This window comes from Blastococcus aggregatus, from assembly GCF_900221005.1.
GTDB classification, from domain to species: Bacteria; Actinomycetota; Actinomycetes; order Mycobacteriales; family Geodermatophilaceae; genus Blastococcus; species Blastococcus aggregatus.
The window spans coordinates 703,637-716,926 of record NZ_OBQI01000002.1 but is presented as its reverse complement, the minus strand read 5'-3'; the positions used below and the strand labels follow the sequence as shown (position 1 = coordinate 716,926).

General features: G+C 72.7%; 10 protein-coding genes. All 10 read left to right on the top strand.

Annotated elements, in window-relative coordinates; genetic code table 11:
* The 10 genes from nuoF (at nucleotide 1) to CRP29_RS09120 (ending at nucleotide 13,284) form a co-directional block, all read left to right on the top strand.
* Nucleotides 1-1,329, top strand: a complete 1,329-nt coding sequence (gene nuoF / locus CRP29_RS09165) for an NADH-quinone oxidoreductase subunit NuoF (RefSeq protein ID WP_097194689.1) — start codon at nucleotides 1-3, stop codon at nucleotides 1,327-1,329.
* On the top strand, nucleotides 1,326-3,809 hold the full coding sequence (locus CRP29_RS09160; RefSeq protein ID WP_097194688.1) for an NADH-quinone oxidoreductase subunit G: 2,484 nt from the start codon (nucleotides 1,326-1,328) through the stop codon (nucleotides 3,807-3,809). The genes nuoF and CRP29_RS09160 overlap by 4 nt, the downstream gene beginning before the upstream one ends.
* Entirely contained in the window at nucleotides 3,806-5,299 is a 1,494-nt protein-coding gene (gene nuoH, locus CRP29_RS09155) for an NADH-quinone oxidoreductase subunit NuoH (RefSeq protein ID WP_245852666.1), read from the top strand. Before CRP29_RS09160 ends, nuoH begins: the two co-directional genes overlap by 4 nt.
* Complete coding sequence (nuoI, locus tag CRP29_RS09150; protein ID WP_281256790.1) at nucleotides 5,289-5,927, top strand: NADH-quinone oxidoreductase subunit NuoI; 639 nt, start codon at nucleotides 5,289-5,291, stop codon at nucleotides 5,925-5,927. Before nuoH ends, nuoI begins: the two co-directional genes overlap by 11 nt.
* Nucleotides 5,924-6,742 carry an NADH-quinone oxidoreductase subunit J gene (locus tag CRP29_RS09145; RefSeq protein ID WP_097194687.1) on the top strand — a complete coding sequence of 273 codons (819 nt, stop codon included), beginning with the start codon at nucleotides 5,924-5,926 and terminating at the stop codon, nucleotides 6,740-6,742. Before nuoI ends, CRP29_RS09145 begins: the two co-directional genes overlap by 4 nt.
* On the top strand, nucleotides 6,739-7,038 hold the full coding sequence (gene nuoK / locus CRP29_RS09140) for an NADH-quinone oxidoreductase subunit NuoK (protein ID WP_089336423.1): 300 nt from the start codon (nucleotides 6,739-6,741) through the stop codon (nucleotides 7,036-7,038). Before CRP29_RS09145 ends, nuoK begins: the two co-directional genes overlap by 4 nt.
* Nucleotides 7,039-7,055: 17 nt before the next feature.
* The gene (gene nuoL / locus CRP29_RS09135; protein ID WP_097194686.1) at nucleotides 7,056-8,975 is read left to right on the top strand and encodes an NADH-quinone oxidoreductase subunit L; all 1,920 of its coding nucleotides are present in this window, start codon (nucleotides 7,056-7,058) and stop codon (nucleotides 8,973-8,975) included.
* A gap of 69 nt (nucleotides 8,976-9,044) precedes the next feature.
* Nucleotides 9,045-10,676: an NADH-quinone oxidoreductase subunit M gene (locus CRP29_RS09130; protein ID WP_097194685.1), complete on the top strand. Its 1,632-nt coding sequence runs from the start codon at nucleotides 9,045-9,047 to the stop codon at nucleotides 10,674-10,676.
* A complete protein-coding gene (gene nuoN, locus CRP29_RS09125) occupies nucleotides 10,673-12,229 on the top strand; it encodes an NADH-quinone oxidoreductase subunit NuoN (RefSeq protein WP_097194684.1) in 1,557 nt (518 codons plus the stop codon). The genes CRP29_RS09130 and nuoN overlap by 4 nt, the downstream gene beginning before the upstream one ends.
* On the top strand, nucleotides 12,229-13,284 hold the full coding sequence (locus CRP29_RS09120) for a polyprenyl synthetase family protein (RefSeq protein WP_097194683.1): 1,056 nt from the start codon (nucleotides 12,229-12,231) through the stop codon (nucleotides 13,282-13,284). Before nuoN ends, CRP29_RS09120 begins: the two co-directional genes overlap by 1 nt.
* The last annotated feature ends 6 nt before the right edge of the window (nucleotides 13,285-13,290 follow it).

Sequence of the window (13,290 nt, the reverse complement as noted above, 5' to 3'; positions counted from 1 at the left end):
ATGCCCCTGACTCCCGTCCTCACCACCCGCTGGGGTGCCGACAAGTCCTGGCGGCTGTCGACCTACGAGTCGATGGAGGGCTACACCGCCCTGCGGACGGCTCTGGCGATGACCCCCGGTGACCTGGTCACGATGGTCAAGGACTCGGGCCTGCGCGGCCGCGGCGGCGCCGGCTTCCCGACCGGGATGAAGTGGAGCTTCATCCCGCAGCCCAAGCCCGGGGAGACCCCGACCGGTCCGGCCGCCATGCCCAAGTACCTGGTGGTCAACGCCGACGAGGGCGAGCCGGGCACCTGCAAGGACCTGCCGCTGATGATGGCCGACCCGCACTCGCTGATCGAGGGCGTGATCATCTCCGCCTACGCGATCCGCTCGGCGTTCGCCGTCATCTACGTCCGCGGCGAGGCCGTGCACGCCCACCGCCGGCTGGTCGCCGCCGTCGAGGAGGCCTACGCCGCCGGCTACCTCGGCACCGACATCCTCGGCTCGGGCTACGACCTCGAGCTCGTGGTGCACGCCGGTGCGGGCGCCTACATCTGCGGCGAGGAGACGGCGCTGCTGGACTCCCTCGAGGGCTACCGCGGCCAGCCCCGACTCAAGCCGCCGTTCCCCGCGGTCGCCGGCCTGTACGGCGCCCCGACGGTGATCAACAACGTAGAGACTCTGGCCAGCGTGCCGTTCGTCGTCCGCGGCGGAGCGGAGTGGTTCAAGGCCTTCGGCCCCGAGAAGTCGCCCGGGCCGAAGATCTACTCGCTCTCGGGCCGCGTCGTCCGTCCCGGGCAGTACGAGGCCCCCATGGGGACGACGATGCGCGAGCTGCTGGAGATGGCCGGCGGCGTGCGCCCCGGGCACGAGCTCAAGTTCTGGACGCCGGGCGGCTCCTCGACGCCGTACTTCACCCCGGAGCACCTCGACGTGCCGCTGGACTTCGACTCGGTCGCGGCGGCGGGCTCCATGCTCGGGACCACCGCGCTGATGGTCTTCGACGAGACCGACTCCATCGTCGAGGCCACGCTGCGGTTCACCGAGTTCTACGCGCACGAGAGCTGCGGCAAGTGCACGCCCTGCCGGGAGGGCACCTACTGGCTGGTGCAGATCCTGGACCGCATCGCGCACGGCCGCGGCACCGCGCAGGACCTCGACGTGCTCCTCGACACCTGCGACAACATCCTGGGCCGCTCGTTCTGCGCCCTCGGGGACGGCGCGACCAGCTGCATCTCCAGCTCGCTGAAGTACTTCAAGGACGACTACGTCGCCCTGCTGCCCCCGGAGGAGCAGGCCCGGCTGGGCCGCAGCCTCCGCCTCGAGCCGGTCGGAGCCGCGTCATGACACTGACGAACCCCACCCCGGCGCCGGCCGTCCCGCCGGGCGCCCCCGGCCCGCACACGCCGCCGGACGCCGTCCACTGCACGATCGACGGCTTCGACGTCGCCGTGCCCAAGGACACCCTGATCATCCGGGCGGCCGAGCAGGTCGGCGTCTTCATCCCGCGGTTCTGCGACCACCCGCTGCTGGAGCCGGTCGGCGCCTGCCGGCAGTGCCTGGTCGAGGTCGAGGGCCAGCGCAAGCCGGTCGCCTCCTGCACCATGCCGGTCACCGAGGGCATGGCCGTGCGCACCCAGCTCTCCAGCCCGGTGGCCGACAAGGCGCAGCAGGGCACGATGGAGCTGCTGCTGATCAACCACCCGCTGGACTGCCCGACCTGCGACAAGGGCGGCGAGTGCCCGCTGCAGAACCAGGCGATGGGCCACGGCCGCACCGAGAGCCGGTTCGTCGACGAGAAGCGCACGTACCCCAAGCCGCTGGCGATCAGCACCGAGATCCTGCTCGACCGCGAGCGCTGCGTGCTCTGCGCCCGCTGCACGCGGTTCTCCCAGCAGGTGGCCGGCGACCCGTTCATCGAGCTGTTCGAGCGCGGGGCGCTGGAGCAGGTGGCGATCTACGAGGACGAGCCGTTCGAGTCCTACTTCTCGGGCAACACCACGCAGATCTGCCCGGTCGGGGCCCTGACCAGCACGCAGTACCGGTTCCGCGCCCGCCCGTTCGACCTGCGCAGCGAGGACAGCGTCTGCGAGCACTGCGCCTCGGGCTGCGCGATGCGCACCGACTACCGGCGCGGCAAGGTCACCCGCCGCCAGGCCGGCGAGGACCCCGCGGTGAACGAGGAGTGGACCTGCGACAAGGGCCGCTACGCGTTCCGGTACGTGACGTCCAACGAGCGGCTGACCACGCCCCTGGTGCGCGACGCCGACGGGACGCTCCAGCCGGCGTCCTGGCCCGAGGCCTGGGCGGCCGCGGCCGCCGGCCTGGCCGCCGCGCGCGAGGCCGGTGGGGTCGGCGTGCTGCCCGGTGGCCGGCTGACCGTCGAGGACGCCTACGCCTACGCCAAGTTCGCCCGCGTGGCCCTGGGCACCAACGACGTCGACGCCCGCGCCCGCGCGCACTCCCCGGAGGAGCTGGCGTTCCTGGCCGGGTCGGTCGCCGGCACCGGCCCCGGCCGGGGTGGGGTGACCTACGACGAGCTCGGTGCGGCGCCGGTCGTGCTGCTCGCCGGCCTCGAGCCGGAGGAGGAGTCGCCGATCGTCTTCCTGCGGCTGCGCAAGGCGGTGCGCACCAAGCGGACGCAGGTCTTCGACCTCGCCCCCTTCCCGACCAGGGCCGCGCAGAAGCTGCAGGCCACGGTGCTCACCACGCTGCCCGGCGCGGAGGCCCGGTCGCTGCACGCGCTGGCCGCCGGCACCTGGGGCGGCCCCGCGGTCGACGCGCTCCGGCAGCCCGGCGCCGTCGTCCTCGCGGGCGAGCGGCTGGCCGAGGTGCCCGGCGCGTTCACCGCCCTGCTCGAACTCGCGCGGGCCACCGGCGCGCGGATCGCCTGGGTGCCCCGCCGCGCCGGCGAGCGCGGTGCCGTCGAGGCCGGCGCCCTGCCCGGCCTGCTGCCGGGTGGACGCGTCGTCGCCGACCCGGCCGCCCGCGCCGAGGTCGCCGCCCGCTGGGGGATCGAGGAGGCGGGCATCCCGGCGGTCCCGGGCCTGGACACCACCGGCATCCTCACCGCCGCGCGCGACGGGCGGCTGGCCGGGCTGCTCGTCGGCGGCGTCGACCCCGCCGACCTGCCCGACCCCGTGCTGGCCGAGGCCGCGCTCGCCGAAGCCCGCTTCGTCGTCAGCCTGGAGATGTTCCCGACCGCGGTGACCGAGTGGGCCGACGTCGTCCTGCCGGTGGCCGCGGCGTCGGAGAAGGCCGGCAGCTACCTCGACTGGGAGGGCCGGGTGCGGTCCTTCGACGCCACGCTGCACGACACCGGGCGGCTGACCGACGGCCGCGTGCTGCACGGCCTGGCCGACCTGATGGACGTCGACCTGCGCCTGCCGACGCCGGAGGCCGCCCGCGCAGAGCTGGCCGCGCTGGGCACCGCCCGTGCCGCCGGTGACGTCGCAGCCCCGGACGTCGCCCCCGCCGGTGCACCGTCCCTGCGCGCCGACGAGGCGCTGCTGGCCAGCTGGCGGCAGCTGATCGACGCCGGCACCCTGCAACGGGACGAGCAGGAGCTCTCGGGCACCGCCCGCCGGCCGGTCGTCCGGCTCGCCCCCGAGGCAGCGGCCCGGCTGGGTGTGGCCGAGAACGAGCTGGTCACGGTGACCGGGCCGAACGGTTCGGTGAGCCTGCCGCTGGCCGTGACGCCGATGCCCGACCACGTGGTCTGGCTGCCGATGCGGTCGCCGGGCAGCGAGGTGCGCACCGACCTGGGCGCCGGTCCGGGCGCCGTCGTGCGGCTGTCGGCCACCGCCGCCACCGGGGGTGCCGCGTGAACCTGCTGGCGCCGTCCCTCCTCGCGTCGCCGGACCAGCCGACCCTGGAGGACTTCGGGCAGGACGTCTGGTGGATCGTGCTGATCAAGGTCCTCGGCGTCTTCGTGGTCCTCGTGCTCATGACGCTGTTCGCCATCGTCTTCGAGCGCAAGGTCGTCGCCCGCATGCAGCAGCGGATCGGCCCCAACCGGGTGGGCCCGCGTGGCTACCTGCAGAGCCTCGCGGACGGGCTGAAGCTGGCGTTCAAGGAAGACATCATGCCGGCGCTCGCCGACAAGCCGGTCTACTTCCTGGCCCCGGTCCTGGCCACCGTCCCGGCGTTCCTGGCGTTCTCCGTCATCCCGATGGGCCCGACGGTCAGCATCTTCGGCGAGCGCACCCCGCTGCAGCTCACCGACGCCCCCATCGGCGTGCTGATCGTCCTGGCCTGCTCCGCCATGGGCATCTACGGGATCGTGCTCGGCGGCTGGGCGTCGGGCTCGACCTACCCGCTGCTGGGCTCGCTGCGCAGCGCCGCGCAGATGGTCAGCTACGAGATCGCCATGGGCCTGTCGATCGTGGCGGTGTTCCTCTACGCCGGGTCGATGTCCACCTCGGAGATCGTCGCCGCCCAGGCCGACGGCAACCAGGTGTCCTTCTTCGGCTGGGAGTTCACCGGCCCGAGCTGGTACGCCGTCCTGCTGCCGGTCTCCTTCATCATCTACGCGGTCGCCGTCGTGGGGGAGACCAACCGCGCGCCCTTCGACCTCCCCGAGGCCGAGAGCGAGCTGGTCGGCGGCTTCCACACCGAGTACTCGTCGCTGAAGTTCGCGCTGTTCTTCCTCGCCGAGTACATCAACATGGTCACCGTCTCCGCCCTGGCCGCGACGCTGTTCCTCGGCGGCTGGCGGGCGCCCTGGCCGCTGTCGCTGTGGGACGGCGCGAACACCGGCTGGTGGCCGATGCTGTGGTTCTTCGGCAAGGTCGTCCTCGCGCTGTTCGTCTTCATCTGGCTGCGCGGCACCCTGCCGCGGCTGCGCTACGACCAGTTCATGCGCTTCGGCTGGAAGGTGCTGGTCCCGACCGCGCTGCTGTGGATCCTCGTCGTGGCCACCATGCGCACCGTCTCCCGCGAGACCGACCTCTCCACCGGCGAGGTCACCCTCTTCGTCGGTGTCCCGGCCGCGCTGCTGGTGCTCGCCGGCCTGCTGATCGCCAGCCGCGCGGCCAACCGCGACACCCGGCTGATGGCTGCCGACGCCGCCTCCGGCGGCGTGCACGCCGTCGACCCCGAGCCCGACGTGCTGCCCCCGGTCGGCGGCGCCCAGCGCCGCCCCACCGGCGGCCCGACCCGCTCCGAGGGCGGGTTCCCCATCCCGCCGATGGACCTGAAGGTGCCGCCGTCGCCCCGGCTGCGGCACCAGTCCGCCACCGGGGACGGCGCCGCCGTCGTCGGCACCGGCCGGCGCGGCACCACCACTGTCGAGGAGGACAGCCCCGATGTCCGATGAGCGGCCCGACCGCACGCCGGCGACGCGTCGCGGCGGTGAGGTGGACCGGCCCTCGACCGCCCACTTGGCCCCGCCGGCCGTCCGCGACAGCCTGATCCCGGCGCCCGTCCAGGGTTTCGGGGTCACCTTCGCCCAGATGTTCCGCAAGGTGACCACCGAGCAGTACCCGTTCGAGCCCAAGGTGACCAAGCCGCGCTACCACGGCCGGCACGTGCTCAACCGGCACCCCGACGGGCTGGAGAAGTGCGTCGGGTGCGAGCTGTGCGCCTGGGCCTGCCCGGCCGACGCGATCTACGTCGAGGGCGGCGACAACACCGAGGAGGCCCGCTTCTCCCCGGGGGAGCGGTACGGCGCGGTCTACCAGATCAACTACCTGCGCTGCATCTTCTGCGGGCTGTGCATCGAGGCCTGCCCCACCCGCTCGCTGACGATGAGCAACGACTTCGAGCTCGCCGACGACAACCGCCAGGACCTGATCTACACCAAGGAGCAGCTCATGGCGCCGCTGCTGCCCGGCATGGAGCAGCCGCCGCACCCCATGCGGCTGGGGGACGACGAGAAGGACTACTACCTGCGGGTCCCGCAACCCGGGTCGCCGTCCGAGGCCGTCGTCGGGGAGCAGGCGTGAACGACGTCGTCATCGGCACGGGGGAGACGGTCGCCTTCTGGATCCTCGGCCCGGTCGCGCTGGCCGGCGCGCTGGGGATGGTCTTCAGCCGCAACGCCGTCCACTCCGCGCTCTGGCTGGTCAACACCATGCTCGCGCTGGGCGTCTTCTACGTGATCCAGGAGGCGCCGTTCCTCGGCGCGGTGCAGATCATCGTCTACACCGGCGCGATCATGATCCTGTTCCTGTTCGTGCTGATGATGGTCGGCCGTGACTCGTCGGACTCCGTGGTGGAGACGTTGCGCGGGCAGCGGGTGGCGGCCACGGTGCTGGGCATCGGCTTCGCCGGCATGGTCGGCGCGGGCATCGCGCGGGCGACCGAGGGGCTCGTCGTCACCGGCCTGGCCGACGCGCAGCCCGAGGGCAACATCCCGGCGATCGCGGAGTCGCTGTTCACCGACTACCTGCTCGCCTTCGAGGTCACCAGCGCGCTGCTGATCACCGCGGCGCTGGGGGCGATGGTGCTGGCGCACATCGAGCGCGAGCCCGGCAGCCGCCGCACGCAGAAGGAGCTCTCCCGGGCCCGGTTCCTCACCGAGCGGCCGCAGACGCTGCCCGGCCCCGGCGTCTACGCCCGGGCCAACTCCGTCGCCGCACCGGCGCTGCTGCCCGACGGCAGCCCCTCGCCCGAGAGCTACGCGACCGGCATCGAGCCCCAGGAGATCGACGAGATGGCCCGCCCGACCGGCCGGGGGCAGCTCGGCTCGCCCGATGCCGCGCTCGGCACGCTCGACCCCGCCCCGCTCGAGGGCCCGGCGGGCGGTGACCGGCCATGACCCTGACCTACTACCTGGTGCTCGCGGCGATCCTGTTCACGATCGGCGCCGTCGGCGTGCTGGTCCGCCGCAACGCCATCGTCGTGTTCATGTGCATCGAGCTGATGCTCAACTCGGTGAACCTCACGCTGGTCACCTTCGCCCGCGCCACCGGCACCGTCGACGGCCAGATCATGGCCTTCTTCGTCATGGTCGTCGCCGCGGCCGAGGTCGTCGTCGGCCTCGCCATCATCATGTCGATCTACCGGACCCGCCGGTCCGCGTCGGTCGACGACGCCAACCTGCTGAAGTACTGACGGGGGATCAACGAGACATGGAGACCCTGTCCGCTGAGGTGCCGCTGCCCGCCGAGGGCCTGCTCGGCTGGTCCTGGCTGCTGATCGCGCTGCCACTGGCGGGCGCCGCGGTGCTGCTGCTGGGCGGTCGGCGCACCGACCGCTGGGGCCACCTGCTGGGGACGGCGACGGTGGCCGGCGCCTTCCTGCTCGCGGTGCTCTGCACCGTCCAGCTGGCCGACGTCGAGGGCCGGTCGGTCGACGTCGACCTGTTCACCTTCATCTCCACCGGCGAGCTCGACGTCCGGGCGGGGCTGCTGTACGACCCGCTGTCGGCGGTGTTCGTCCTGCTGATCACCGGCGTCGGCTCGCTGATCCACGTCTACTCGATCGGCTACATGGCGCACGACCCCGCGCGCCGGCGGTTCTTCGCCTACCTGAACCTGTTCGTGGCGGCGATGCTGCTGCTGGTCCTGGGCAACAGCTTCGTGGCCCTCTACGTGGGCTGGGAGGGCGTCGGGCTGGCGTCCTACCTGCTCATCGCCTTCTGGTACACCCGCCCGGCGGCGGCCACCGCGGCCAAGAAGGCCTTCATCATGAACCGGGTCGGCGACGTCGGCCTGGCCCTGGCGATCTTCGTCATGTTCGCCCAGCTCGGGACGACGTCCTACGCGGGCGTCTTCGGCTCGGTCGGCACGCTCGCCGGCGGCACCCTCACCGCCATCGGGCTGCTCCTGCTGCTGGGCGCCTGCGGCAAGTCCGGCCAGTTCCCGCTGCAGGCCTGGCTGCCCGACGCCATGGAGGGCCCGACGCCGGTCTCGGCGCTCATCCACGCGGCGACCATGGTGACCGCAGGGGTCTACCTGATCGCCCGCTCGGCCCCGATCTACGACGAGACGCCGACGGCGCGCACCGTCGTCCTCGCCGTCGGGGCGGTCACGCTGCTGATCGGCGCGATCGCCGGGTGCGCCTTCGACGACATCAAGAAGGTGCTGGCCTACTCGACGGTGAGCCAGATCGGCTACATGTTCCTGGCCGTCGGCCTCGGCCCGGCCGGCTACGTCGCGGGCCTGGCGCACCTGCTCACCCACGGGTTCTTCAAGGCCGGGCTCTTCCTCGGCGCCGGTTCGGTCATGCACGCCATGGACGACTCGGTGGACATGCGCCGCTTCGGCGGGCTGTGGAAGAAGCTGCCGGTCACCTTCGCCACCTTCGGGCTGGGCTACCTGGCGCTGATCGGCTTCCCGTTCCTGTCCGGCTTCTACACCAAGGACGCGATCATCGAGGCCGCGCTGGACCGGGACGACGTCTGGGGCTGGGTCCTCGGCGGGGTCGCCGTCCTCGGGGCCGGGCTGACCGCCTTCTACATGACCCGGCTGATGCTCATGACCTTCTTCGGCCGGGCGCGGTGGGAGCCGGGCGTGCACCCGCACGAGTCGCCGTCGGTGATGACCGTGCCGATGGTCGTGCTGTCGCTGGGCTCCATCGGCGCCGGGTTCCTGCTGGTGAAGGCGTTCCCGCTCTCGGACTGGCTCGAGCCGGTGTTCGGCGAGCACGAGGCGGAGCACGTCGTCGCGCCGCTGACCGTGGGCCTCGTGGTCACCGCCGTGATGCTGGTGGGCGTGCTCGCCGCGTGGCTGTTCGTCGGCCGCCGGGAGGTGCCGGACACCGCACCCGTGCGGGTCTCGCCGGTCACCCGTGCGGCCCGCAACGCCCTCTACGCGGACACGATCAACGAGTCGCTGGTCATGCGCCCGGGGCAGTGGCTCACCCGCGCCCTGGTGTGGGTGGACAACCGGGGCGTGGACGGCGCGGTCAACGGCCTGGCCGCCGGGCTCGGCGGCTCCTCGTCGCGGCTGGGCCGGACGCAGACCGGGTTCGTGCGCACCTACGCGCTCAGCATGCTCGGCGGAGCGGTCCTGGTGGCCGGTGCGCTGCTGGCGGTGACGTCGGGATGAGCCAGACATTGTCGACGAACGGAGAGGTCCCGGACGTGACTGCGCCGAGCCGAGCTTGCGAGGCGAGCCATGAGTGATTTCCCGTTCCTCGTGGCGATGATCGCGGTGCCCGCGGTGGGCGCGGCGGCCGTCGCCGCCCTGCCCAGGGGGCGCGAGCTCCTCGCGAAGCAGTTGGCGCTCGGCGTCAGCCTGGTCGTGCTGGTGCTGGCGGCCCTGGCCGCCGTCGCGTTCGACACCGGCGGCGACCGCTTCCAGCTGACGACCTCGGTGGCCTGGATCCCCGACTTCGGCGTCGACTTCGCCCTGGGCGTGGACGGCATCGCGCTGGTGATGCTGCTGCTCGTCGGGCTGCTCGTGCCGCTGGTCATCGGCGCCTCCTGGGAGGACGGCGCCCCCGGCGCCGGCACCGTCCCGGAGGCGGGCACCGAGGCGCGCTCCATGCGCTTCTTCTTCGCCTGGCTGCTGCTGCTCGAGGCCTTCATGGTCGGCGTCTTCGCCGCCACCGACATCTTCCTGTTCTACGTCTTCTTCGAGGCGATGCTCGTCCCGATGTACTTCCTGATCGGCAGCTTCGGCGGGCCGCGCCGGCAGTACGCCGCGGTGAAGTTCTTCCTCTACAGCCTGGTCGGTGGGCTGATCATGCTGGCCGCCGTCATCGGGCTCTACGTGGTGAGCACCAGCGAGCTCGGCGAGGGCACGTTCGCCTTCGACGCGCTGCGGCAGCTGGACATCGACCCGGGCGTGCAGAAGCTGCTGTTCCTCGGCTTCTTCGTCGCCTTCGCGATCAAGGCCCCGCTGGTGCCGCTGCACACCTGGCTGCCGGACTCCGCGGCCGAGGCGCCGATCGGCGGTGCGGTGCTGCTGGTCGGCATCCTCGACAAGGTGGGCACCTTCGGGTTCCTGCGGTACTGCCTGCCGCTGTTCCCCGACGCGTCCCGCTTCTTCGCGCCGATGGTCCTCGTGCTGGCCGTGGTCGGCGTGCTGTACGCGGCACTGCTGGCCATGGGCCAGAGCGACATGAAGCGGCTGGTGGCCTACACCTCGATCTCGCACTTCGGCTTCATCGCGCTGGGCATCTTCGCCTTCACCACCGAGGCCGCCACCGGCGCGGTGCTGTACATGGTGAACCACGGCATCGCGACCGGTCTGCTGTTCCTCGTGGTCGGCATGCTCATCGCCCGGGGCGGCTCCCGGCAGATCGGCGACTACGGCGGCGTCGCCGCGCAGGCCCCGAAGCTCGCCGCGGTCTTCCTGATCGCCGGCCTCGCCTCACTGGCGCTGCCGGGCACCAACAGCTTCGTCAGCGAGTTCCTCGTGCTGATCGGCTCGTTCCCCGAGCGGCCGGTGTACGCGATCGTGGCCACCGCCGGCATCGTCCTGGCCGCGCTCTACATCCTGCTCATGTACCAGCGCACGATGCACGGCCCGGCCCGTGGCGTCGTCGCGCCCCCGGCCGGCGACGGGCCCGCGTCCGGTCCGGCCGGGACGGTCGACGAGCCCGGTGGGGGAGGCGCCACCGCCGTCCTGACGGCACCGGCCCGGGCGGCCGTGCGGTTCACCGACCTGAGCCGCCGGGAGATCGCCGTCGTCGCGCCGCTGGTGGTGCTGATCCTGGTGCTCGGCGTCCATCCCCAGCCTCTGCTGGACATCATCGAGCCGGCGGTCACCGCCACCCTGAGCGACCTCGGAGCGACCCGATGATCGAGGCACCTGACCTCTCGCTGGCGGCGCTGGCGCCCCTGCTGTTCGTCTTCGGTGCGGCCTGCATCGGGGTGCTGGTCGAGGCGTTCGCCCCCCGGGACGTGCGGCACCCCGTGCAGGTCGCCGTCGCGCTCGTCGGCACCGGCGGCGGCTTCGTGAGCACGCTGGTCTACGCCGCGACCCAGGACCTGTCCGCCGGCGGCGAGATCACCGCCGCCGGTGCGCTGGCCGTCGACAAGGCCGGCCTGTTCCTGCAGGCCACGGTCGCCGGGCTGGCCACGCTCGCCATGCTGCTGTTCGCCGAGCGCGGCCTCGACCCGGCCCGGTCGGCGTTCGTCGCCGCGGCCGCCGTCCCGGCCGGCAGCCCCCGAGACCGGGAACTGGCCACCGCCACGCGCGTGCAGACCGAGGTCTACCCGCTCGCCCTGTTCGCCGTCGGCGGCATGATGGTCTTCGTCACCGCGAACGACCTGCTGATCATGTTCGTCGCGCTCGAGGTGCTCAGCCTGCCGCTGTACCTGATCAGCGGCCTGGCCCGGCGCCGGCGGCTGCTGTCGCAGGAGGCGGCGGTCAAGTACTTCCTGCTGGGTGCCTTCGCGTCGGCGTTCTTCCTCTACGGGCTGGCGCTGGTCTACGGCGCCACCGGCACGATCCGGCTCGGCGAGATCCGGGAGGCCGTCGGCGAGGACGGCGGCGGCACCCTGGTGGTGCTCGGCCTGGCGCTGCTCGTCGTGGGCCTGCTGTTCAAGGCCAGCGTCGCGCCGTTCCACAGCTGGACGCCGGACGTCTACCAGGGCGCCCCGACGCCGGTCACCGCGTTCATGGCCGCCTGCACCAAGGTCGCCGCGTTCGGCGCCATCCTCCGGCTGCTCTACGTCGCCTTCGGCACCGAGGAGTGGACCTGGCGGCCGCTGATCTACGGGGTGGCGATCGTCTCGATGATCGTCGGCGCCGTCCTCGGGCTGACCCAGACCGACCTCAAGCGGATGCTGGCCTACTCCTCGATCGCGCACGCCGGCTTCCTGCTCACCGGGGTCCTCGGACTCGGCGCCGACGGCGAGGGGTCGGGGCTGGCAGCCACGATGTTCTACCTGCTCACCTACGGGCTGACCACGCTCGGCGCCTTCGCCGTCCTCACCCTCGTGCGCGACGGCGACGGCGAGGCCTCGCACCTCTCGCAGTGGGCCGGGCTGGCCGCCCGCTCCCCGCTCACCGCCGCGGTGATGGGCCTGTTCCTGCTGGCCCTGGCCGGCATCCCCCTCACCGCCGGGTTCACCGGCAAGTTCGCGGTGTTCCGGGCCGCCATAGAGGAGGGAGCCTGGCCGCTGGTGCTCGTGGCGGTGCTGGCCAGCGCGGTCGCCGCGTTCTTCTACCTGCGGGTCATCGTGCTCATGTACTTCTCGCCGCCGGCCGCGGACGGCCCGACCGTCGGCGTCCCCGGCATCCCGACCACGGTGGTGCTCGCCGTGACCGCCGCCGCCACGCTGGCGCTGGGCATCCTGCCCGGGGCGGTGCTCGACCTGGCGGAGCGGGCGGCTATCTTCGTCGGTTGATGACCGGAGTCCGTGCCGCAGCCGACGGCACCCCCACGGAGGTCTGGCACCGGATCTCGACGCCGGCCTCCACCATGGGGCCCTGGCTGCCCGAGGGTGCGCTCGGCGATTCGCTGGCCGAGGGGCTCGCGCGGGTCGAGTCGGCGCTGGCCACCGCGGTGGGCAGCGAGCACCCGTTCGTGCGCGAGGCGGCCGGCCACCTCATGGCGGCCGGCGGCAAGCGGTTCCGCCCGATGCTCGCGCTGCTGGCCGCGCAGCTGGGGGATCCGGACCGGCCCGAGGTGACCTCGGCGGCGGTGGTCTGCGAGCTCACCCACCTGGCGACCCTGTACCACGACGACGTGATGGACGAGGCGTCCGTGCGCCGCGGTGCCCCCAGCGCCAACAGCCGGTGGACCAACAGCATCGCCATCCTCACCGGCGACCTGCTCTTCGCCCGCGCCTCCGACCTGCTCGCCGATCTCGGCCCCGAGGCGGTGCGGGTCCAGGCGCGCACGTTCGAGCGGCTGGTGACCGGCCAGATCCGCGAGACCGTGGGTGCCCAGCCCGGGGACGACCCGGTCGGCCACTACCTCGAGGTGCTGGCGGACAAGACCGGGTCGCTGGTCGCGACCTCTGCCCGGTTCGGCGCCTCCTTCGCCGGCGTCGACGCCGACCTGGTCGAGGAGCTCACCGCGTACGGTGAGGAGGTCGGGGTGGCCTTCCAGCTCTCCGACGACCTCATCGACATCGTCAGCGTCGCCGGCGCCTCCGGGAAGTCGCCCGGGACGGACCTGCGCGAAGGCATCGCCACCCTGCCGGCGCTGTTCGCCCTGGCCGGCGACGACCCGGCCGAGGCGCGGCTGCGCGAGCTGGTGGCCGCTCCCGTCACCGACGACGCCGAGCACGCCGAGGCGCTGGAACTGCTCCGCGCGTCCCGCTCGCTGCAGCGGGCCACCGACGTCACCCGCCAGTACGCCGAGCGCGCCCGTGCCCGGCTGGTCGCCGTTCCGGCGGGCGAGGTCCGCGAGGCGCTGTCCGCGCTCTGCGACTACGTGGTGACCCGCACCAGCTAGCCCCAT